18 protein-coding genes and 1 pseudogene are annotated in these 23,243 nt (G+C 63.5%); 15 read left to right on the top strand and 4 right to left on the bottom strand.

What is annotated here, in order from left to right:
• The first annotated feature begins 41 nt into the window (after positions 1–41).
• Both RGV59_RS08805 and RGV59_RS08800 read left to right on the top strand, forming a co-directional pair.
• Positions 42–2,117 carry a TonB-dependent copper receptor gene (locus RGV59_RS08805; protein WP_026140374.1) on the top strand — a complete coding sequence of 692 codons (2,076 nt, stop codon included), beginning with the start codon at positions 42–44 and terminating at the stop codon, positions 2,115–2,117.
• Between the two features lie 112 nt (positions 2,118–2,229).
• Entirely contained in the window at positions 2,230–3,600 is a 1,371-nt protein-coding gene (locus RGV59_RS08800) for a PepSY-associated TM helix domain-containing protein (protein ID WP_126585393.1), read from the top strand.
• A 75-nt stretch (positions 3,601–3,675) separates the two neighbouring features.
• Here the strand turns inward: RGV59_RS08800 and RGV59_RS08795 are convergent, their stop codons facing one another.
• Positions 3,676–8,283 carry a DUF4329 domain-containing protein gene (locus tag RGV59_RS08795; RefSeq protein WP_126585392.1) on the bottom strand — a complete coding sequence of 1,536 codons (4,608 nt, stop codon included), beginning with the start codon at positions 8,281–8,283 and terminating at the stop codon, positions 3,676–3,678.
• A 476-nt stretch (positions 8,284–8,759) separates the two neighbouring features.
• Here RGV59_RS08795 and urtA point away from each other — a divergent pair, with 476 nt between their 5' ends.
• From urtA to ureC, 12 genes and pseudogenes are all read left to right on the top strand, one after another.
• On the top strand, positions 8,760–10,025 hold the full coding sequence (urtA, locus tag RGV59_RS08790; RefSeq protein WP_104904031.1) for an urea ABC transporter substrate-binding protein: 1,266 nt from the start codon (positions 8,760–8,762) through the stop codon (positions 10,023–10,025).
• 141 nt (positions 10,026–10,166) lie between these two features.
• Positions 10,167–11,669, top strand: coding sequence for an urea ABC transporter permease subunit UrtB (gene urtB / locus RGV59_RS08785; protein ID WP_126585391.1), 1,503 nt, complete (start codon positions 10,167–10,169; stop codon positions 11,667–11,669).
• The gene (urtC, locus tag RGV59_RS08780) at positions 11,669–12,748 is read left to right on the top strand and encodes an urea ABC transporter permease subunit UrtC (RefSeq protein ID WP_017849696.1); all 1,080 of its coding nucleotides are present in this window, start codon (positions 11,669–11,671) and stop codon (positions 12,746–12,748) included. The genes urtB and urtC overlap by 1 nt, the downstream gene beginning before the upstream one ends.
• Complete coding sequence (gene urtD, locus RGV59_RS08775) at positions 12,745–13,593, top strand: urea ABC transporter ATP-binding protein UrtD (RefSeq protein ID WP_126585390.1); 849 nt, start codon at positions 12,745–12,747, stop codon at positions 13,591–13,593. Before urtC ends, urtD begins: the two co-directional genes overlap by 4 nt.
• Before the next feature lie 24 nt (positions 13,594–13,617).
• Positions 13,618–13,704, top strand: a pseudogene (locus RGV59_RS08770) (outer membrane lipoprotein carrier protein LolA); the annotation flags it as partial.
• A gap of 22 nt (positions 13,705–13,726) precedes the next feature.
• Positions 13,727–14,425: an urea ABC transporter ATP-binding subunit UrtE gene (gene urtE / locus RGV59_RS08765; RefSeq protein ID WP_017849698.1), complete on the top strand. Its 699-nt coding sequence runs from the start codon at positions 13,727–13,729 to the stop codon at positions 14,423–14,425.
• Positions 14,426–14,455: 30 nt separating this feature from the next.
• Positions 14,456–15,295 (top strand): urease accessory protein UreD, encoded by an 840-nt coding sequence (locus RGV59_RS08760; RefSeq protein WP_126585389.1) that lies wholly within the window; start codon positions 14,456–14,458, stop codon positions 15,293–15,295.
• Between the two features lie 146 nt (positions 15,296–15,441).
• Positions 15,442–15,744, top strand: a complete 303-nt coding sequence (locus RGV59_RS08755) for an urease subunit gamma (RefSeq protein ID WP_010213535.1) — start codon at positions 15,442–15,444, stop codon at positions 15,742–15,744.
• A 9-nt stretch (positions 15,745–15,753) separates the two neighbouring features.
• Entirely contained in the window at positions 15,754–16,266 is a 513-nt protein-coding gene (locus RGV59_RS08750) for a GNAT family N-acetyltransferase (protein WP_079442738.1), read from the top strand.
• 5 nt (positions 16,267–16,271) lie between these two features.
• Positions 16,272–16,805 (top strand): GNAT family N-acetyltransferase, encoded by a 534-nt coding sequence (locus RGV59_RS08745; RefSeq protein ID WP_017849701.1) that lies wholly within the window; start codon positions 16,272–16,274, stop codon positions 16,803–16,805.
• The gene (locus RGV59_RS08740) at positions 16,802–17,107 is read left to right on the top strand and encodes an urease subunit beta (RefSeq protein WP_017849702.1); all 306 of its coding nucleotides are present in this window, start codon (positions 16,802–16,804) and stop codon (positions 17,105–17,107) included. The genes RGV59_RS08745 and RGV59_RS08740 overlap by 4 nt, the downstream gene beginning before the upstream one ends.
• Positions 17,108–17,220: 113 nt before the next feature.
• Positions 17,221–18,921, top strand: a complete 1,701-nt coding sequence (gene ureC / locus RGV59_RS08735) for an urease subunit alpha (protein WP_079442737.1) — start codon at positions 17,221–17,223, stop codon at positions 18,919–18,921.
• Between the two features lie 154 nt (positions 18,922–19,075).
• Here the strand turns inward: ureC and RGV59_RS08730 are convergent, their stop codons facing one another.
• Positions 19,076–20,020, bottom strand: coding sequence for a DnaJ C-terminal domain-containing protein (locus tag RGV59_RS08730; protein WP_102618693.1), 945 nt, complete (start codon positions 20,018–20,020; stop codon positions 19,076–19,078).
• Positions 20,021–20,308: 288 nt separating this feature from the next.
• Between RGV59_RS08730 and RGV59_RS08725 the strand changes: the two genes are divergently transcribed.
• Positions 20,309–21,577, top strand: coding sequence for an Hsp70 family protein (locus RGV59_RS08725; protein WP_102618692.1), 1,269 nt, complete (start codon positions 20,309–20,311; stop codon positions 21,575–21,577).
• Positions 21,578–21,717: 140 nt separating this feature from the next.
• On the opposite strand, the gene RGV59_RS08715 is transcribed toward RGV59_RS08725, so the two are convergent.
• Entirely contained in the window at positions 21,718–22,731 is a 1,014-nt protein-coding gene (locus RGV59_RS08715; protein ID WP_017849706.1) for an AI-2E family transporter, read from the bottom strand.
• A gap of 173 nt (positions 22,732–22,904) precedes the next feature.
• The gene (locus RGV59_RS08710) at positions 22,905–23,204 is read right to left on the bottom strand and encodes a PsiF family protein (RefSeq protein WP_017849707.1); all 300 of its coding nucleotides are present in this window, start codon (positions 23,202–23,204) and stop codon (positions 22,905–22,907) included.
• Between the last annotated feature and the right edge of the window lie 39 nt (positions 23,205–23,243).

Raw genomic sequence — 23,243 nt, 5'->3', positions numbered from 1 at the left:
CTGCTGGCCGTGTTGTTTACGATTGATAGATGGAATTTTTCATGTCCAGGTTTTCTGCTGACACCCGTTTGGGAAGCACTCCCGTGTTCGCCGTTCTGTGCGGCGCGCTCTTGATGCCACAGGCCCATGCCGATACCGATGAGCACGCCGAACACGAACTGAGCCCCACCGTGATCACCGCGATCGCCCCCAGCTCGCCGCTGACCGTGGTCACCAACCCGAAAGACCCGCGCCAGCCGGTGCCCGCCAGCGACGGCGGCGACTATCTCAAGACCATCCCCGGCTTCGCCCTGGTGCGCAACGGCGGCACCAACGGCGACCCGGTGCTGCGCGGCATGTTCGGCTCGCGCCTGAACATCCTCACCAACGGCAGCATGATGCTCGGCGCCTGCCCGGGCCGGATGGACGCGCCCACCTCGTACATTTCCCCGGAAACCTACGACACACTCACCGTGATCAAAGGCCCGCAAACCGTGCTCTGGGGCCCGGGCGCGTCGGCCGGCACCATCCTGTTCGAGCGCGAGCCCGAGCATTTCGGCGAACTGGGCACGCGGCTCAACGCCAGCGTGCTGGCCGGCTCCAACGGGCGCTTCGACAAAGTCATCGACGCCGCTGCCGGCGGGCCCCTGGGTTACGTGCGGGTGATCGGCAACCAGGCACACGCCGACGACTACAAGGACGGCAACAACGACACCGTCGCCTCGCGCTACGACAAGTGGAACGGTGACGTCGCGGTCGGTTTCACCCCCGACGCCGACACCCTGCTCGAACTCACCGCCGGCCGCGGCGATGGCGAGGCGCGCTACGCCGGGCGCGGCATGGACGGCTCGCAGTTCCTGCGCGAAAGCCTCGGGCTGCGCTTCGAAAAATCCAATATCGGCGAGGTGCTGGACAAGGTCGAGGCCCAGGTCTACTACAACTACGCCGACCACGTCATGGACAACTACAGCCTGCGCGTCCCGTCGGGCACCGGGATGATGGCAGGCCCCATGGCCTCCAACGTCGACCGCCGCACCCTCGGCGCGCGGATCAAGGCGACCTGGCGCTGGGCCGACCTGCAACTGATCGGCGGTCTGGATGCGCAGACCAACGAACACCGCCAGCGCAGCAGCATGGGCGTCGACACCTACAAGGATTTGCCGCGCAACAAGGACGCCAACTTCCATAACTACGGCGTATTCGGCGAACTGACCTGGTACGCCGCCGACCGCGACCGCCTGATCACCGGCGCGCGCCTGGACCGCGCCTCGGCCCGAGACTTCCGCCAGACCATCGGCTCAGGCATGTCGGCACGCGCCAACCCGACCGCCGACGACACCCGCGCCGACACCCTGCCCTCGGGCTTCATGCGTTACGAGCACGACCTGGCAGACACCCCGACCACGCTCTACGCCGGGCTGGGCCACGCCGAACGCTTCCCGGACTACTGGGAACTGTTTTCCCCCAACACCGGCGCGGCCGGTTCGGTCAACGCGTTCGATGGCGTGAAACCGGAAAAAACCACCCAGCTCGACTTCGGCGCGCAATACAAGACTGCTGACCTCGAAGCCTGGGCCTCGGGATACGTCGGGCAGGTGCGCGACTTCATCCTGTTCGACTACCGGACCGGAATGATGGGCACCACGTCCCAGGCGCGCAACGTCGACGCACGGATCATGGGCGGCGAACTGGGCGCGGCGTACAAGCTGACCCAAAACTGGAAGGCCGACGCCACCCTCGCCTACGCCTGGGGCAAGAACAGCAGCGACGGCAAGCCCCTGCCGCAAATGCCGCCGCTGGATGCGCGCCTGGGCCTGACCTACAGCGAGGACGACTGGAGCGCCGGCGCCCTGTGGCGAGTGGTCGCCGCGCAAAACCGCATCGACCAGAACAAAGGCAACGTGGTCGGCAAGGACTACGACAAGAGCGGCGGCTTTGGCGTGTTCTCGCTGAACGCGGCGTACCGCATCAATAAAAACTTCAAGGTCAGCACCGGCGTCGACAACCTGTTCGGCAAAGCCTACGCCGAGCACTTGAACCTGGCCGGCAACGCCGGGTTCGGCTACCCGGCCAACGATCCGCAGGCCATCAAGGAGCCGGGGCGCACGCTCTGGACCAAGGTCGACATGAGCTTCTAAAACATCGGCCCCCCCCTCCCACACTTGAAATGCATGCCAACTGTGGGAGGGGGCTTGCCCCCGATGGCGGTGTAACTGCCCCCAAAAAACAAAACCTTGCGGAGCCCCCCTGATGAGCACACAAAAAATCTCCTTCTACAACCTGGCCTGGCGTTGGCACTTCTACGCCGGGCTGTTTGTCGCGCCCTTCATGGTGCTGCTGGCCCTGACCGGCATCATCTACCTGTTCAAGCCCCAGCTCGACCCGCTGATGTACGGCCACCTGCTCACCGTCCCCGCCGCCGAACGCGCGCTGAGCGCCGACGAGCAACTGCAACGCGCCAAGGCCGCCTACCCCCAGGGCCGGCTCAGCAAATACTTGCCACCGGCCGACGCCACCAGCAGCGCACAGTTCGTCATGCACGACGGCGGCCGCGAAATGACGGTGTTCGTCGACCCGTATCGCGGCACCGTGCTCGGCACGCAGGACGCGAAAAACAACCTGCAAGCCATCGCCCGCGCCCTGCACGGCGAGTTGATGATCGGCACCGTGGGTGACCGCCTGGTCGAGCTCGCTGCCGGTTGGGGCGTGATGCTGGTGATCTCAGGCATGTACTTGTGGTGGCCACGCGGCAAGTCATCGTCCGGGGTGCTGTGGCCGCGCTTCAACACCCGTGGCCGTGTGTTCTGGCGCGACTTGCATGTCGTCACCGGTTTCTGGGGCGCGGCGTTGTTGCTGGTGATGCTGCTCAGCGGCATGGCCTGGACCGGCTTCTGGGGCAAGCAATACGCCGACCTGTGGAACCGCTTCCCGGCGGCGATGTGGAACAACGTGCCGACCTCCGATCAACAGGCGCGCGTGCTCAACACCGCGACGCAACAGACCGTGCCCTGGGCCATGGAAAACACACCGATGCCGGTGTCCGGCGACCATGCCGAACACATGAACCACGGCGCGATGCATGCCGCCGCCGCCGCGCCCACCATCAGCCTGCAACAGGTGGTCGACCTGGCCACCTCGCGCAAGGTCGAGCCCGGCTACAGCATCACCCCGCCCACCACCGCCGAGGGCGTATTCACTGTCTCGGTGTTCGCCAACGACCCGCGCAATGACGCCACCCTGCATGTGGACCAGTACACCGGCAAGGTCCTCGCCGATGTGCGCTGGGAACACTACAACGGCGTGGCGCGGGCGACCGAGACCGGCGTGATGTTGCACGAGGGCAAGATGTTCGGCTGGGTGAATCAACTGATCGTGCTGCTGATCTGCCTGATGATCCTGCTCAGTGCCGTCAGCGGCGTGGTGATCTGGTGGAAACGGCGGCCGGTGGGCGGCCTCGGAGTGCCGCCGTTGCGTCATGACCTGCCGAAGTGGAAAACCGCGATGGTGATCATGCTCGGGCTGGCGATCGCCTTCCCGTTGGTGGGCGCGTCGTTGATCGTCGTGTGGGCGCTCGATCGCCTGCTGCTGTCGCGGCTGTTTGCGCAGCCTTCGCGGGTTTGACGCCCGGGTGCCGGTCAAGTGCCGCCGGGGACCGGGCGATCCACGGCGGCCGGCTTGGTCAGCGCCGCGCCGTTGTCAGAGTTCGTCTTTGTCCCGGCCGTACAGCACGGCCTGCGGGTCCGGCTCGGCGAGTACGTCCTTGACCTGCCATTCCGCCCCCAGCGCCCCCAGTCGCGTCCAGAAGGTATCGGTTTCCAACACACTCAACGTGCCGGCCGCGCGCAAGCCGCTGACCAGCACGCTGGGCGAAGGCGACGAGTCGACACTCAGCAGTCGCGTCTCGTCCGCCGTGAAACCCGGCACATACTTCAGGAGCGCACCGCCGCGACACGCCAGGTAGACACTCTCGGCGACCGGACGGTTACTGCGGATGATGTCCAGGTACAGGCGCAGATCATTTTTGTCGGCAAAATTGTCCACCAACCGCTGATCCAGCGCCGATAGATTCAGGCCCAAAGGGATGACTTTGTAAAACGCCTGGAGCGCTTTGATGGTGTAGAAGAACAGCGGATGATCGGGGGTGATATCAAAGCCGAGATGACCGAACCAGAACAGCTGTGAAATCGTGTCCACCAACCACGCACGGTGATCCTCCACCGGCTCAAGCGCCACGAGCCCCCGCGCCTTTGGCGGCGCCAGCACGGCGCCGAGGTATTCGCGGCCCTTGAAGCCGCCCAGTTGTTTTTCGGCCCAGCGCGCGGCGTCGTCGGCATGACCGAACAGCGGCCCGCAAAAGGACAGGAAGTGTGGGTTGTCCTGGGCGGGCCAGGGCGCGGCCTTGGGTTGCCACTGCGCGGTGACGCTTTGTTCCTTGCCCCACACCGTGCTCCTGACACGCACATACAAGTCGCCCTTGGTCGCGAGCCCGCGCACGTAGTCGGCGACGCTGGAGGCGCCTTCGAGCAACTGCGGTCCGAGCGTTCGGGCCTCGCTGCTCAGCGCTTGCCCCTCGTGCCTTCGCAAGGAATACCTCAGCAGCGCGCCGTCGGCGCACAGCAGGTAGAGCGGCAGCGCACCGTTGCCGGCCAGGTTGCTGAGAAAATTGACCGCGCCGGCCAGTACCTGGGGCGAGAAGAAACTCAGCGCCATGTCATCGCTCGTCGGCGCAATCGCCACGGTGGAGGCGCACAGATACAAGCCATCCAGCGTATACCCCTGGGGCAACAGGCCATCGACGAAGACCTGTTCGAAACGCGTGTAATCGGCGCGCACCAACGGCAAGGTCGTCATGTACAGGTTTTTCCGCGCATCCTTGAGTACATAACCGAACTGCACCTGTGCCTGCGGCGACGACACTCGCTGCACATGACGCACGGCGTCGTAAGCCTGGGTAAAGAGCGGACCGCACGGCGCATCGGCAAACACCTGCTTGATCGCCAGCGCCGCGACCTCGGCCAAGTCCGGCACGAACGGCCCGCTCAACCGTCGCGGGTGGCCCCACAGGCGGTTGCCGTTGACCACCCGCAGATCGCCGGCCTTCGCCACCTGCGTGACGAAGTCGACCGGGAGCAGCGTTCCGCTGCGCAGTTGCCGTTCGACTTCATTGTCGGCCACATCCCCCCTGACCAGGTTCAACGGCGCCAACATCAGCTTGAGCGCCTCCTCCTCCGCCGACCCCGTCAGTTGATAACGCAGGATGCCCCCCTCGGGGCCAAACACGTATTCGCGCTTGATGTGGACTTCACGGTACAGCAGGTTCGACAGCACGCTCGTGGGCAACATGCTCTGATAGACTGCCTTTTGCGTGGCCGAAAACAGTATCTGTGCCTCTTGCTTGAGCACCGAGCGGTAACGCGCGACGATGATACTTCCCGGCGGGTACAGCCCTTGCGCGATCGCCGGGTCGGGATAAATCCAGTTCAGCGCAAAGCCCTGAGGCGGCACCACCAGCGGATCAGTCGCGACGAACACACCATCGGGCAGCCTGAGCAGGACGCCGCCATAGGTGCGGCGCCGGCCCTCACCGACAATGCCCGCGGCATACCGTGCCGCATCGTCCGGGTTGGCAAACGCGGGCCCCACGCGACGGCGGGTCAGGTGTTCGTAACCCGTCCAGGTGCGCGACACCCGCCCTTGCTGGTCCCAGCATTGGCTGGTACGCACCACGTAGAGCTCGCCGCTGTTGGCCCACTCCCTGACAAAGGTCTGCGTCGTCTTTTCACCGGAGGCCAATGCGCTGGAGGCCTGTTCAAAGGCACTTTCCACCGGCCCGCCGCCGCCCACGCGAAATGGCAGCGCGACGAATCTCAACAGGGCTCCCTCCTGCGTTGAAAAGTACACCAGCAGGTTTCTACCGCCGTTGTACTTCACCCCTCTGCGCTGGCTCTCGTACAGCGCCTCGTACAACACCATCGGCATCACAAAATAGCGGGTCAGCCAGGCACTGGATGGCGACAGCCCGGTCGGTTGCCATTGCTGCGAACGAAACAGCCCGCAGAGCGAAAACCCAGCGGGAAACCGATAGTCATTGTCTTCTGTCGGCGCAAACACGCTGTTGAGATTGAACAGCTTGACCCGTTCATTGACGCCCACCACCTCGGTGGCCAGGTACAACGCCTTGTCCCGGTGCTTGAGGATAAACGCAAAGTACGCCTGCTCCGGCAGGTTGCGCCCATGGACCCGCGCATGCAGATCGCGGGCGGCTTCGTCTGCCGTGCCGAACAACGCGCCATAGGTCACATAGTCGGGAGCGCCGGTTCTGGGCGCGTACTCGAAAGAGGGCGTCCAGTCTTTATAGATCGGCGAACGCGGGCCCCATAACACATTGCCTTGGATCACCCGCAAGTCACCCGCCTCAGCCAACCGGGTGACCCACAGCGCGGGTTTGAACAGACCGCTGTCCAAACGTTTTTGCAGCACGCTGCCGGCCGGTTGCGGCGCAGCGCCGGCAGACACCAATGCCTCATGCGTGGAGCCGCTCGGGGTGTACGCCAGCAGGCAGTCCTCGGCGGCCGACATGTACGCCGGGCGCCCCGACTGGATCACATCGTAGATTTGGGCGGTGCCAAAAATCTGCAGGTTGATGAGGGCGTCTTCGCGCGTCCAGTTGCGCTGCTTGACCCAGTCGGGGTCGACCATCGACAGCGCCGGGTGGGAGCCGTAGCGGCCGTGAATCGCGTAAGCCTCGGGTGGGATCAACGGGCCGGGTAGCTCCGTCGGAAAAAACAGCCTGAGGGCAAACGGGTTGGCGTCGCTGGCCAGGGGCTGGGTGATAAAGAAGCGGCCTTCTTTGTCCTTGAGTACATAGCCGCCGTAGGTTCGCTCGCGCCTTGGGCCGATCTGCTCGTGGGCATACACCGCTGCGTCGTGGGCAGAAATAAAGGGCGGGCTCAATACCGCCGGATAGAAACCGTTCAACACCGCCGAACGGTTGTCCAGCGGGCCGACGACACGCCAGAGCAAGCCGGCCTGGACCACTGACACCGACGTCGCGGCAATCACCCGGCGCACATAGTCACGCGGGCTGAGGCTGCCGGCCTTCAGCGCGGTCTGGGCGCCATTGTCACCGAGCACGCCATCGTCGCCGGTGTTGACCAGCGCACCGGCATCACTGGGCGCTGGCACCTTGAGTTCAAGCAGTGCGTCATCCGAGGTTTCGATGTAAAGGCGCAAACCTCGGCTTTTGTTCTGTATGTCCCGGGTCGCTTCTGACTGCACGATGGCCGCCACCAGCTCCGCAGGGGTCGGGAATGTGGCATACAACCAGGACTCGTTTTCGGGGATGTCCGTTGGCGCGGCTTTAGAGCGGTAGTAGAGGGCTTCGAGCCGAAAGTTGGAGGGCAGCTTCAGTTTGCCGGAGGCTTGCTCGGGGAAGAGCCCGATGGCCGAGAACAATGCCCTGGGCGCGAGCTCGGGGTAGGTCGCGATGTAACTTTCGCTTTGGGTGTGTTTCAGTACAAAGCCGAAGGCATACTCGCCAGCCGCCGACGCCGACAGGGCTAGGGCCGCCATCACGGCCAATTCAGGCTGTGCGAATACCTGGGTGAAAAATGGCTGCTCCTGGGTCACTTGCGTCACGGCGGCATTGACTCTCCAACCCCGCTTCATCTGCCCACGCACGCCTCCCCATTGGCGGTTGGGCACCACTACCCGCAGGTCGCCGGCATCGGCGGTCATCCAGATCAATGACTCCCGATCCGCAGAAGCCGGGAACGGCTCCTCGCCGAGAAGGCGCTTTCTCAGCAGGACCTCCGCCGCCGAACCCGAGGTTGTGTACTTAAGCAGCGAGCCCTCGGGGCCGCACAAATAATGAGCGCGGACCGAGCTGCGATGCTCAATGATAAAACTCAGGTCCGCAGGCGAAAAAAAACTGATCATCATCGAAGCATGATCATCGCTAATCCCGGGGTTTCTCGCTTTCACCTGCTCCAGGTTCGGCGGGTGAGAATGGTAAAGCGCCTCGCAACTGTAGCCGTTGGGCGCGATGAAGTTGTCGTCGGCATCCGTGGCCAGCAAGATCCGATGATCGAAGGTCAACTGCTGGTCAGCAATTGGCGTCGTGGCGAAGTAGCGGTTGCCTTGTTTAAGAATGGCACCCCCGTATTCCTTGTCGGCCACCGAGTAGTCGATCCGCTCATAAGCCCAACGGGCGGCATCGTCGGCCGACATAAACAACGGGCTGAGCGCCGGAAGGACCGGTATATGTCCAGGGGTTTGTTGCGGCAGTTCCGTAAAGTCATTCATGTTTCACCTCATCGAAGAAAGCGTGCGTCCTGGCAAATAATCGCCGTGACGCACCCCTTCAAAGATGGAGTACACCGCTCGTTCAGAGACGGTAGATAGGTATGACTTATTTAGGCCCTGTACGAAAAGTACTGTCACAAACACCCAATCGCACACGCCAGTGAGGCCATTACTGCATCGCATTTCGCGAGCTTGTCAAAGCGCGTATCGATGTGGCGGCTCTCCCGTGTATTGAATGCAAAGCGCGAATCCCGGAAGACCCGGACAGCAGCGTGGCACCGCATATTCATGCCCTCTTTCGGGGCTCCCGCCTGCACGACCCTGCGACCGCGAGCCAAAGCGGTGCACCGGGCTTGCCCGCGACACCCTGCGTGACGATTTAAGTGGAGGTTTCGGGCCTTAGGCACAGGCCTTGCTATGCACTCTTCAGCTTCCAACTCTGCCACTAAAAAAATCAAATCCCCGGAGATCGCACCATGAAGCGTCGTAGTTTGCTCAAGGCTTTCACCCTATCGGCATCGATTGTCGCCATGGGCATGACCTGGACTGTGCAGGCCGCCGAGACCATCAAGGTCGGCATCCTGCATTCGTTGTCCGGCACCATGGCCATCTCCGAAACCTCGCTCAAAGACATGGCGTTGATGACCATCGACGAGATCAACGCCAAGGGCGGTGTGAACGGCAAGATGCTGGAACCGGTGGTGGTAGACCCGGCGTCGAACTGGCCGCTGTTCGCGGAAAAGAGCCGGCAGTTGCTGACCCAGGACAAGGTCGCCGTGGTATTCGGCTGCTGGACCTCGGTGTCGCGCAAATCGGTATTGCCGGTGTTCGAAGAACTCAACGGCCTGCTGTTCTACCCGGTGCAATACGAAGGCGAAGAGATGTCGCCGAACGTGTTCTATACCGGTGCAGCGCCGAACCAGCAGGCGATCCCGGCGGTGGAATACCTGATGAGCGAAGAAGGCGGCAGCGCCAAGCGCTTCTTCCTGCTGGGCACCGACTACGTGTACCCGCGCACCACCAACAAGATCCTGCGCGCGTTCCTGCATTCCAAAGGCGTCGCGGATAAAGACATCGAAGAGGTCTACACCCCGTTTGGCCACGCCGATTACCAGACCATCGTCGCCAACATCAAGAAATTCTCGGCGGGCGGCAAGACCGCGGTGATCTCCACCGTGAACGGCGACTCCAACGTGCCGTTCTATAAAGAGCTGGCCAACCAGGGCCTCAAAGCCACCGACGTGCCGGTGGTGGCGTTCTCGGTGGGCGAAGAAGAACTGCGCGGCATCGACACCAAGCCGCTGGTGGGCAACCTCGCCGCCTGGAACTACTTCCAGTCGGTAGAGAACCCGGTGAACACCAAATTCGTCGCCGACTGGAAAGCCTACGCCAAGAAACACAACCTGCCGGGCGCGGACAAAGCCGTGACCAACGACCCGATGGAAGCCACCTACGTGGGCATTCATATGTGGGCGCAGGCGGCGGAGAAGGCCAAGTCCACCGACGTCGACAAAGTGCGTGAAGCCCTCGCCGGCCAGACCTTCGCCGCGCCGTCGGGCTTCACCCTGACCATGGACAAGACCAACCACCACCTGCACAAGCCGGTGATGATCGGTGAGATCCAGGCCGACGGGCAGTTCTCGGTGGTCTGGCAGACCCAGGAACCGATCCGCGCCCAGCCATGGAGCCCGTACATTCCTGGCAATGACAAAAAACCTGATTACGCCGTGAAAAGTAACTAAGCCCCGCCACGGCCCCCTGTGGGAGGGGGCTTGCCCCGATAGCGGTGGATCAGTCAGCACATGCATTGCCTGACCCACCGCTATCGGGAGCAAGCTCCCTCCCACATAAAGCCGATGCGCGCACGATCAGGACATTTTGTTATGCCCACTGCCGTCTACCGCTTGATCCTCACGGCCCTACTGTTGCTGCCTGTTGCCGCACACGCCGGCGACGCCGAAGACTTCCTCGCCGCCAACCCGACGCAACAAGCCAAACTGCTGCAGGACTGGGCCGCCCAGCCCGACCCGGCGCGCATCGAGCTGGTGGACGCGCTGCAACAAGGCCAACTGACGGTCAACGGTGAAACCAAGACCGTGCGCCTGAACAACCGCCTGCGCGGTCTGATCGACAACGTACAGGCCAGCCTGCAACTGCTCGCCGCCGACCCCAAGGTACGCCTGGCCGCCGCGCAGACCCTGCAAAAAACCGCACAACCGGCGCAGCTCAAGTTCCTCGACCAGCGTGTCGCCGCCGAAACCGTCGAGGAGGTACACAGCGCCCTCAGCCTGGCCCTGGCCAACCTGCAACTGGTGGACAGCGACCCGCTGGTGCGTTTGGCCGCCGTGCGTCTGCTCGGCAGCACCGGCGACCCGCTGGCGCGCACACGCCTGGAAACCCTGCTCGCCCCCGGCGTGGAAACCGACGCCGCCGTGCATACCGCCGCCGAGACCAGCCTGGCCCAGGTCAAGCGCAAACTGATGCTGGGCGAACTGCTCGGCCAGGCCTTCAGCGGCATGTCCCTGGGCTCGATCCTGCTGCTCGCGGCCCTGGGCCTGGCGATCACGTTCGGCCTGCTGGGCGTGATCAACATGGCCCACGGCGAGATGCTGATGCTCGGCGCTTATTCCACCTATGTGGTGCAGTTGCTGATGCAGCGCTACGTGCCGCACGCCATCGAGTTCTACCCGCTGATCGCACTGCCGGTGGCGTTTTTCGTCACCGCCGCCATCGGCATGGCCCTGGAGCGCACGGTGATTCGTCACCTGTACGGCCGCCCCCTGGAAACCCTGCTCGCCACCTGGGGCATCAGCCTGATGCTGATCCAACTGGTGCGCCTGGTGTTCGGCGCGCAGAACGTCGAAGTGGCCAACCCCGCCTGGCTGTCCGGCGGCATTCAAGTGCTGCCCAACCTGGTGTTGCCGTACAACCGCATCGTGATCATCGCCTTCGCCCTGTGCGTGGTGGTGCTGACGTGGCTGCTGCTCAACAAGACGCGCCTGGGCCTCAACGTGCGCGCCGTCACCCAGAACCGCAACATGGCCGCCTGCTGCGGCGTGCCCACCGGGCGCGTGGACATGCTCGCCTTTGGCCTGGGCTCCGGCATCGCCGGGCTGGGCGGTGTGGCGCTGAGCCAGATCGGCAACGTCGGCCCGGACCTGGGCCAGAGCTACATCATCGATTCCTTCCTGGTCGTGGTGCTCGGCGGTGTCGGCCAATTGGCCGGTAGCGTGATGGCCGCGTTCGGCCTGGGGATCGCCAACAAGATCCTCGAACCACAGATCGGCGCCGTGCTCGGCAAGATCCTGATCCTTGCGCTGATCATTCTGTTTATCCAGAAACGCCCGCAAGGCCTCTTCGCACTGAAAGGACGGGTGATCGACTGATGAACCAGCCATTGATGCTCACGGCCACGCAAAAGGCCGGCCCCAAGCTGACGATTGCCGTCGGCGCGCTGATCCTCGGCGTGCTGCTGGCGCTGCCGTTGCTGTCGCTGCTGCCAGCGGACAACGCGCTGCATGTCTCGGCCTACACCCTGACGCTGGTGGGCAAGATCCTCTGCTACGCCATCGTCGCCCTCGCGCTCGACCTGGTGTGGGGTTACGCCGGGATGCTGTCCCTCGGCCACGGCCTGTTCTTCGCCCTCGGCGGTTATGCCATGGGCATGTACCTGATGCGCCAGGCCTCCGGCGACGAGTTGCCGGCGTTCATGACCTTTTTGTCGTGGACCGAATTGCCCTGGTACTGGGTCGGCACCGAGCACTTCCTCTGGGCGCTGTGCCTGGTGGTGCTGGCGCCGGGGTTGCTGGCGCTGGTGTTCGGCTTCTTCGCCTTCCGCTCGCGGATCAAGGGCGTGTATTTCTCGATCATGACCCAGGCGCTGACCTTCGCCGGGATGCTGTTGTTCTTTCGCAACGAGACCGGCTTCGGCGGCAATAACGGCTTCACCAACTTCCGCAGCATCCTCGGCTTCGGCATCACCGAACCGGGCACGCGCGCGGTGTTGTTTGCCGCCACCGTGCTGTTGCTGGTGAGCAGCCTGTACATCGGCTGGCGCCTGGCCCGCAGCAAGTTCGGCCGGGTGTTGACCGCCTTGCGCGATGCCGAGAACCGCCTGATGTTCTGCGGCTACGACCCGCGTGGTTTCAAGCTGTTCGTGTGGGTGTTGAGCGCGGTGCTGTGCGGCCTGGCGGGGGCGTTGTACGTGCCGCAGGTGGGCATCATCAACCCCAGCGAAATGTCACCGACCAATTCCATCGAAGCCGCCGTGTGGGTGGCCCTGGGTGGGCGCGGCACCTTGATCGGGCCGCTGCTCGGCGCCGGGGTGGTCAACGGCATGAAGAGCTGGTTCACCGTGGCGTTCCCGGAGTACTGGCTGTTCTTCCTGGGGGCGTTGTTCATCATCGTCACCCTGTATTTGCCCAAGGGTGTGATCGGCCTGTTGAAGAAACGGGGTGAACAATGAGAGTGACTGCGACGGCGGAATTTATGCTCGAACCTATTCTCGACGCCGGCAACGGCCGCGATGCGATCGGCATCGGCCAGGCCGCCGGCACGGGCCTCGATACGCGCCACGGCACGATCCTGACCCTGGAAGACATCAGCGTCAGCTTCGACGGTTTCAAGGCACTCAACGCCTTGAACCTCTACATCGGCGTCGGCGAACTGCGCTGCATCATCGGCCCCAACGGCGCCGGCAAAACCACGCTGATGGACGTGATCACCGGCAAGACCCGGCCCAGCCACGGCAACGCCTGGTTTGGCGAAACCCTCGACCTGACCGCGATGAGCGAAGTGCAGATCGCCCAGGCCGGCATCGGCCGCAAGTTCCAGAAACCCACGGTGTTCGAAGCCTTGAGCGTGTTCGAAAACCTGGAGCTGGCGCAGAAGACCGACAAGTCGGTGTGGGCCAGCCTGCGCGCACGCCTGAGCGGGGAACAGAAGGACCGCATCGATGAAGTGCTCGACACCATCCGACTCACCGCCTCGGTGCATCGCCCGGCCGGCCTGCTGTCCCACGGCCAGAAACAGTTCCTGGAAATCGGCATGCTGCTGATGCAAGACCCGCAACTGTTGCTGCTCGACGAACCGGTGGCGGGCATGACCGACGCCGAAACCGAATTCACCGCCGAACTGTTCAAGCGCCTGGCGGGCAAGCACTCGCTGATGGTGGTGGAGCACGACATGGGGTTTGTCGGTTCGATTGCCGACCATGTGACCGTGTTGCACCAGGGCAGCGTGCTGGCTGAAGGGTCGCTGGAACAGGTGCAGGAAAACGAGCGCGTGATCGAGGTATACCTCGGGCGCTGAGTTCGCTTTTTTGTAGGAGCGAGCTTGCTCGCGAAAATCGTTAACGATAACGCGGGCAGCCTGAATGCACGCGGCGCCCTCAGGTTTTTCGCGAGCAAGCTCGCTCCTACAGGGAATTGAGGAGGTTTTGAGAATGCTGCAAGTCGACAAGTTGCACCAATACTATGGCGGTAGCCACATCCTGCGCGGGCTTTCATTCGAGGTGCAGGTCGGCGAAGTCACCTGCCTGCTCGGCCGTAACGGCGTGGGCAAGACCACCTTGCTCAAGTGCCTGATGGGCCTGCTGCCCGCCAAAGAGGGCGCGGTGAACTGGGAAGGCAAGGCCATCACCGGTTTCAAGCCACACCAGCGCGTTCACGCCGGGATCGCCTACGTGCCCCAGGGCCGCGAGATTTTCGGGCGGCTGACCGTGGAAGAAAACCTGCTGATGGGCCTGTCGCGCTTTCCCGGTGCCGAGGCCAGGGAAGTGCCGGGGTTTATCTACGAACTGTTCCCGGTGCTGCTGCAAATGAAGCACCGCCGCGGGGGCGATTTGTCCGGCGGCCAGCAACAACAACTGGCGATCGGCCGCGCCCTGGCCAGCCGGCCGCGCCTGTTGATTCTCGATGAGCCGACCGAAGGCATCCAGCCGTCGGTGATCAAGGAGATCGCGGCGGTGATCAAGAAGCTCGCGGCCCGTGGCGACATGGCGATCCTGTTGGTGGAGCAGTTCTACGACTTTGCCGCCGAACTGGCCGACCAATACCTGGTGATGTCACGCGGGGAAATCGTCCAGCAAGGCCGTGGCGAAAATATGGAACGCGACGGTGTGCGCGGTCTCGTAACCATCTAATCTGTAGCGTCCTAACGATAAGCACACGCCATGAACCTGCCCGTTTCCACTGCCCTGTTCACCCCCAGCTGGCACGCCGAGCTGGAGCTCGGCTACGCGCGTTTCGGCGCCACCACGCGCCCGGTGATGCGCCGCCACCTCGGCCCGCTGCGCGTGCAGAAACACCTGTACGCCGAAGGCCCCGAGGTGTGCCAGCACATCATCGTGCATCCGCCCGGTGGCATTGCCGGCGGCGACCGCCTGGACATCCGCGCCCACGTCGCCGCGGGCGCCTGGGCGCAATTGACCAGCCCTGGCGCGGCCAAGTGGTACCGCGCCAGCGGCCCGGCGTTTCAGCAACTGGAGCTGAGCGTCGAGGCCGGCGCCACCCTGGAATGGCTGCCTCAGGAAACCATCGTGTTCAGCGCCGCCCAGGCCGAACTCAGCACACGCATCGCGCTGCACGGCGATGCGCGGCTGTTGTACTGGGACGTGGTCGCCCTCGGCCGCCCGGCCAGCGGCGAGCGCTTCGACCTCGGGCACTTTCAATCGCACCTGGATATCCGCCGCGACGGCCAGTTGCTCTGGCACGAACGCCAGCGCATTGTGGGCGACGATGGCTTGCTCGACTCACCGATCGGCCTGGACGAACAACCGGTATTCGCCACCCTGTTGCTGACCGGTGATATCGAGCCTGAATTACTCGAACACTGCCGCTCGCTGCCCCACGCGGTGCGCGGCGACCTGACCCAACTGCCCGGCTTGCTGGTCGCCCGCTGCCTGGCCAACGAGGCGCTGCTGGCGCGGGGTTGGTTGATTGATTTATGGCGGCTGTTGCGCCCAGCGGTGCTGGGCCGAGAGGCCGTGGCACCGCGAATCTGGAGCACATGAAGATCAACATGTGGGAGGGGGCTTGCCCCCGATGGCGGTGGGTCAGTTACAGATGCATTGCCTGACACTCTGCTATCGGGGGCAAGCCCCTCCCACACTTGATCTCCATTGTATTTAAGAATGCATTTTATGAAGGACCTTGAACCATGGACCTGACCCCACGGGAAAAAGACAAACTGCTGATCTTCACCGCCGGCCTCGTCGCCGAACGGCGCCTGGCGCGCGGTGTGAAGCTCAACTACCCGGAAACCATCGCGTACATCTCCGCCGCGCTGATGGAAGGCGCCCGCGACGGCCGTACCGTGGCCGACCTGATGCACTTTGGCACCACCCTGCTCAGCCGCGAGCAGGTGATGGAAGGCATCCCGGAGATGATCCCGGATATCCAGGTGGAAGCCACCTTCCCCGATGGCACCAAACTGGTGACCGTCCACCAACCCATCGCGTGAGGCCCAGCCATGATTCGTGATGCAACCGAGCAAGACCTGCCAGCGATCCGCGACATCTACAACGATGCGGTGCTGAACACCACGGCGATCTGGAACGAGCAACTGGTGGACCTGGCGAACCGCCAGGCCTGGTTCACTGCGCGCCAGGCGCAGCGCTACCCGATTCTGGTCGCCGTCGACAACGACGAAGTGACGGGCTACGCCTCGTTCGGCGACTGGCGCCCCTTCGAAGGCTATCGCTACAGCGTCGAGCACTCGGTCTACGTGCGCAACGACCAGCGCGGCAAAGGCCTCGGCCCGCGCCTGATGCAAGCCCTGATCGAACGCGCGCGCACCGGCGGCAAACATGTGATGGTCGCCGCCATTGAAAGCGGCAACCAGGCCTCGCTCCGCCTGCACGAACGCCTGGGTTTCAGCACCACCGGGCAGATGCCGCAAGTGGGCATCAAATTCGGCCGCTGGCTCGACCTGACCTTTATGCAACTGACCTTGAATCCGGGCGCCGAACCGCCCCAGGAGTGAGATCGATGAACGCCGCGCAACTGCGTCGAGTCAATGCTGAAAGTTTTGCCCACTATCGCCAGGGCTTGATCGAGCTGTTGCTGGACGCGGTCAGGCACGGCGCGTCGATCGGCTTCATGGCCGACTTCGATGAGGCCCAGGCGCGCGCGTATTTGCACGGTGTGCAAGCGAGCATCGAAGACGCCAGCCTGTTGCTGTGGGTGGTGGTGCGCGACGAGCGGGTGATCGCCAGCGTGCAACTGGCGCTGTGCCAGAAAGCCAACGGTCTGAACCGCGCCGAAGTGCAAAAACTACTGGTCCACAGCAGCGCCCGCCGCCACGGCCTGGGCCACCAGTTGATGCACGCCCTGGAACTCGCCGCGCGCCAACACAAGCGCGGCCTGCTGTACCTGGACACCGAAGCCGGCTCCGAGGCCGAAGCCTTCTACCAGGCGCTGCGCTACACCAAGGTCGGTGAACTGCCCGATTACTGCCAAAGCCCGGACGGGCGCTACAGCCCGACCGCCATCTACTACAAGACCCTGGGGCAACCTGCATGATTCCTGGTGAATTTCAGATCCAGCCTGGCGACATCGAACTCAACGTCGGCCGCCGTACCGTCAGCCTGAGCGTGGCCAACAGCGGCGACCGGCCGATCCAGGTGGGCTCGCACTATCACTTTTTCGAGACCAATGACGCGCTGACCTTCGACCGTGCATTGAGCCGCGGCATGCGCCTGAATATCCCGGCGGGCACCGCGGTGCGGTTTGAGCCGGGGCAGAGTCGCGAGGTCGAGTTGGTCGACTTCGGCGGTGGGCGGCGGGTGTTTGGGTTTGCCGGGCGGATTATGGGCGACCTTTAGGGCCTCATCGGGGGCAAGCCCCCTCCCACAGTTGGAACGCATTCCCATGTGGGAGGGGGCTTGCCCCCGATAGCTGACTCACATTCAACATAAATTTTTCAGGGCAACCACACATGAAAATCAGCCGCCAAGCCTACGCCGACATGTACGGCCCCACCGTCGGCGACAAGGTCCGCCTGGCCGACACCGAGTTGTTCGTCGAAGTGGAGCAGGACTTCACCGTCTATGGCGAAGAGGTCAAATTCGGCGGCGGCAAGGTCATCCGCGATGGCCAGGGCCAGAGCCAATTGCTCGCCCATGAAGTGGTCGACACGTTGATCACCAACGCGCTGATCATCGACCACTGGGGCATCGTCAAGGCCGACGTCGGCCTCAAGAACGGTCGCATCCACGCCATCGGCAAGGCCGGCAACCCGGATATCCAGCCCGGCGTGACCATGGCCATCGGCGCCAGCACCGAAGTGATCGCCGGTGAAGGCATGATCCTCACCGCCGGCGGCATCGACAGCCACGTGCATTTCATCTGCCCGCAGCAGATCGAAGAAGCGCTGACCAGCGGCGTCACCACCCTGATCGGCGGCGGCACCGGCCCGGCCACCGGCACCAACGCGACCACCTGCACCTCCGGCCCGTGGCACCTGGCGCGCATGCTGCAGGCCAGCGACTCGTTCCCGATGAACATCGGTTTCACCGGCAAGGGCAACGCCAGCCTGCCGGAGCCGTTGATCGAACAGGTCAAGGCCGGCGCCATCGGTTTGAAGCTGCATGAAGACTGGGGCACCACGCCCGCGAGCATCGACAACTGCCTGAGCGTCGCCGACCAGTACGATGTGCAGGTGGCGATTCACAGCGACACCCTCAACGAGTCCGGCTTCGTCGAAACAACGCTGGCCGCGCTCAAGGGCCGCACCATCCACACCTACCACACCGAAGGCGCTGGCGGCGGCCACGCACCGGACATCATCAAGGCCTGCGGCTTCCCCAACGTGCTGCCCAGCTCGACCAACCCGACCCGGCCGTTCACGCGCAACACCATCGACGAGCACCTGGACATGTTGATGGTCTGCCATCACCTCGACCCGAGCATCGCCGAAGACGTGGCCTTCGCCGAAAGCCGCATCCGCCGCGAGACCATCGCCGCCGAAGACATCCTGCACGACCTCGGCGCGTTCTCGATGATCAGCTCCGACAGCCAGGCCATGGGCCGCGTCGGCGAAGTGATCACGCGCACCTGGCAAACCGCCGACAAGATGAAAAAACAACGCGGCGCCCTGCCCGGCGACGGCCCCGGCAACGACAACTTCCGGGCCAAGCGCTACATCGCCAAGTACACCATCAACCCGGCGATCACCCACGGCATCAGCCATATCGTCGGCTCCATCGAAGTCGGCAAATGGGCTGATCTGGTGCTGTGGCGGCCGGCGTTCTTCGGCATCAAGCCGACGCTGATCCTCAAGGGCGGCGCGATTGCCTCAAGCCTGATGGGCGATGCCAACGCCTCGATTCCCACGCCGCAGCCGGTCCACTACCGGCCGATGTTCGCCAGCTTCGGCAGCGCCCTGCACGCCACCAGCCTGACCTTTATCAGCCAGGCCGCCGCGGACGCCGGCTTGCCGCAAGCCTTGGGCCTGAAGAAGCAGATTGCGGTGGTCAAAGGCTGCCGCGACGTGCAGAAAACCGACCTGATCCACAACGACTACCTGCCGCACATCGAGGTGGACCCGCAGACCTATCAGGTCAAGGCCGACGGCGTGTTGCTGTGGTGTGAGCCGGCGGATGTGCTGCCGATGGCGCAGCGCTACTTTCTGTTCTGACGCGCCCTACGCCACGCTGGCGCGGCGCCCCATCGCCCGGAGGGAGCGGGGCTTGAGCGTGGGCCATGAATAGCGCCTCATTGTGAAAATGAGCAGCTTATTCATGGCCCCCACGGGCCTGGGCCGAACTCTGCAAGACAGTCGCCCGGGTGGGTCAGGCGTTCCAGCCTTTGCGCGGATCGAAGGCGGCGCTGTCGGCCAGCGCCTTCCACAACCCGAGCACCTCCGCGGTGGCTTCTTTGGGCATCACCACTTTGAGCTGGATGAACAGGTAACCGCGCTGGCCACTCTTGTTCAGCAGGCCATGGCCCTTGGCGCGCATGCGCTGGCCGTTCTGGCTGCCGGCCGGGACCTTGAGGTTGATCTTGCCGGTCAGGGTCGGCACCGCGACTTCGGTGCCCAACGCCAGCTCCCACGGTGCCACCGGTACGGTGATCACCAGGTTTTCGCCTTCGACCTCGAACTTGGGGTGCGGCGCAAACTTGACGATCAGGTACAGATCACCATTGGCCCCGCCGCCAACGCCCGGCGCGCCCTGGCCCTTGAGGCGGATGCGCTCGCCGTCGGTCACCCCGGCAGGGATCTTCACGTTCAGGCTCTTGGTGGTGTTGCTGACATGCCGGCCCGAGGCGTCGTATTGCGGCACCTGGAAGCTGATCTGCTTGGACTCGGTCGACAGCGTCTCCTCAAGAAACACCGACAGTTGCATCTCCACGTCCTGGCCCTTGCGTCCGGTACTGCGGCGCTGACCGCCACCGAACGCATCGCCGCGCCCGCCGAAGATCGAACTGAAGAAGTCCGAGAAGTCGCCCGTGTCCTGGCCGCCGCCATAGCCGCCACGGCTCTGCCAGCCCGGTGGGCCCTGGAACGGCTGGCCGTGCTGGCCGTATTTGCGCAGCTCGTCGTACTCGGCACGCTTGTCGGCACTTTTCAGCGCTTCATAGGCTTCGGACGCGTCCTTGAACTTGGCTTCGGCGTCTTTTTCCTTGCTCACGTCCGGGTGATATTTGCGCGCCAGCTTGCGATAGGCGGCCTTGATTGCCTTGTCGTCCGCTGTCGGCTCCACGCCAAGGATCTTGTAATAGTCTTTAAAGTCCATCTGGGGGGTCACCCTCCGTCATCGATATCGCACAGCCAAGGGCACAGCATGCGCCGGTTTGCAGCGTTTGGATTGACTGAACTCAATCCCAAGCCGATGGATGCGTCTAAGTAGTTTATCGGCACCGCACGAATAACCTTGCAGCCGCCGACCGTATGCTGGACAAGTTGGGGGCAAACCCCGCTCTTTCAAGGCGCGCCGCCGGCTATTTAACAGATCGTCGGCCTACGCATCTGCACGCGGGTGGCATACACTGCGCGGCCGTTTTTCAACCGGAACCCGATAGACATGAAAAACCCATCCCCAGCCCGTGCCTGCGGCATCGACTTCGGCACGTCCAACTCCACCGTCGGCTGGATTCGCCCCGGCATGGAAACGCTTATCGCGCTGGAGGACGACAAAATCACCTTGCCGTCGGTGGTGTTCTTCAACTTCGAGGAGCGCCGCCCGGTCTACGGTCGCCTGGCGCTGCACGAATACCTGGAGAACTACGAAGGCCGGCTGATGCGCTCGCTCAAGAGCCTGCTGGGTTCCAAGCTGATCAAGCACGACACCAGCGTGCTGGGCACCGCGATGCCGTTCACCGACTTGCTCGCGCTGTTTATCGGCCAACTCAAGAGCCGCGCCGAAACCACCGCCGGTCGCGAGTTCGAAGAAGTGGTACTGGGCCGCCCGGTGTTTTTCGTCGATGACGACCCGATGGCCGACCAGGAAGCCGAGAACACCTTGGTCGACGTGGCGCGCAAGATCGGCTTCAAGGACATCTCGTTCCAGTACGAACCGATCGCCGCGGCCTTCGACTACGAGTCCACCATCGAAAAAGAAGAGCTGGTGCTGATTGTCGACATCGGCGGCGGTACCTCGGACTTCTCGCTGGTGCGCCTGTCGCCGGACCGTCGCCACAACGACAACCGCCACGACGACATCCTCGCCACCGGCGGCGTACACATCGGCGGTACCGACTTCGACAAACAACTCTCGCTGGCCGGCATGATGCCGCTGTTCGGCTACGGCAGCCGCATGAAAAGCGGCGCGTACATGCCCACCAGCCATCACATGAACCTGGCCACCTGGCACACCATCAACTCGGTGTACTCGCAAAAATCCCAGTTGGCCCTGGGCAGCATGCGCTATGACATCGAAGACACCGGCGGCATCGACCGCCTGTTCAAGCTGATCGAACAGCGGGCCGGGCACTGGTTGGCGATGGAAGTCGAAGAAACCAAGATCCAGCTGACCCACGAAGACAGCCGCCATGTACTGCTCGACCGGGTTGAGCCGGGCTTGAGCGTAGACCTGAGCCGCACGTTGTTCGAATCGGCCATCGACGGGCTGCTGGAGCGCGTGCGCAACAGCGTCACCCAATTGCTCAGCGACGCGTCGGTGGATGTGGCGCAGGTGGACACGGTGTTCTTTACCGGCGGTTCCAGCGGCATTCCGGCGCTGCGCCACAGCATCTCGGCGATGCTGCCGAATGCGCGGCATGTGGAAGGGAATATCTTCGGCAGTATCGGCAGCGGGTTGGCGATCGAGGCCAGCAAGCGTTACGGCAGCTGATACCGTCGCACCGCCCCCCTGTAGGAGCGAGCTCGCTCGCGAAGGACGCCAACGATAACGCGGGCTGTCTGACGGCGCGCGGTGCTCTTGGGTTTTTCGCGAGCAAGCTCGCTCCTACAGCAGAGCAGTGTGCTCCCTCCTCAGACCATCCCGCCGAGCTTCAGCTCACTCTTCAGGTACGCATAGTAAATCGGCCCCGCCACCACGCCCGGCAGGCCGAACGCGGCTTCGAATACCAGCATCGCCAACAACAATTCCCACGATTTGGCACTGATCTGCCCGCCGACGATGCGCGCGTTGAGGAAGTACTCGACCTTGTGGATCACGATCAAATACCCCAGCGCCGCCACCGCGACCCAGATCGACAGCGACAGCGCGACGATGGTGATCAGGGTGTTGGACATCAGGTTGCCGATCACCGGCAGCAGGCCGAGCAGGAAGGTCAGCACGATCAGGGTCTTGGTCAGCGGCAGGTGAATCCCGCACAGCGGCAGCACCACGGCGAGGAACACGGCGGTAAACACGGTGTTGAGGGCGGCGATCTTGATTTGTGCGAAGACGATGTTGCGAAACGCCTGGACCAACAGGTGCAGACGATCGAACAGCACGGCAGCCAGGGGTTTGCGCTTGGTCAGGTCGGGGATGCGCTGCAGCGCCATGATCGCGCCGAGCACCATGCCGATCAGCAGGGTGACGAACATGTGGGCGGCATCTTTGCCCACCAATTGCAGATCGCTGAGGTGTTTGCTGGTCCAGTCGCCGATGGCCACCCGGAATTCAGCGGCGCTGGCGGGCAGGTAAGCGTCGAGGAACGGCGGCAGCTGGCCGCGCGCGCGGTCGACCACGCCCATGAATTTGTCGAGGGAGGCCCCGGGGTTTTCCGCTTCGTGGAGCAGGAAGCTGATGGCGCCGGCAAAGATCAGGGTCAATACGCTGACGATCAGGGTGCCGAGCAAGGCCACGGCCAGCCAGCGCGCACGCCGACCTTCGATCAGCCGTTGCAGTTGAGGGGTAAGCATGTTGACCAGTTCAAATACCAACAGCCCGGCCAGCAGGCTGGGCAGCAACTTCAACGGCAGAACCAGCAGTAACCCGCCGAAAATGATGATGTAACTGGCCAGCAATAACACGTGACGCTGAGAAAACGTTGGCATACAGCCTCAAAACGAACGGCGTTAAAGGATGGGCAGTCTGCCAGCCTTGGGGGAATCAAGCGAGTGGATCGGTAGTCAATGCGATCAAGCGTGGGAGCGGGCTGGCCCTTCAGGTGGACCGGGGGGCCCAGCCAGCCGCCCACATTTGATCTTCAGCGAGCGCGAACGCGCGATCAGCCTTTGAGACAGGTGCTCATGAACGTCTTGCGCGCATCGCCGGTCAGCGCCTTGGTTTTCGCCGAGGCATTGCAATCTTTCATCTTCTGCTGCTGCGGGGTCAGCGTCTTCGCATCATTGGCGGCGGGCGCCGACAGGCAGGTTTTCATGAACGCTTTGCGCTCGTCGCCTTTGAGCGTCTTGGTGGTGGCCTCGGCATTGCAGGTGGTCATTTTATTTTGCTGGGCGGTAGCGGCAAAGCCTTGGGAACACAGCAGCAGGCCCATCATCAACAACGGAATTCGCAGCATCTTCATGGAGTTTTCTCCCTGTTACCGCGCCGGAGGGCGCGGCCT

The organism is Pseudomonas sp. FG1, assembly GCF_034313875.1.
Lineage (GTDB): Bacteria > Pseudomonadota > Gammaproteobacteria > Pseudomonadales > Pseudomonadaceae > Aquipseudomonas > Aquipseudomonas veronii.
This window is presented reverse-complemented; position numbering and strand designations above follow the sequence as displayed.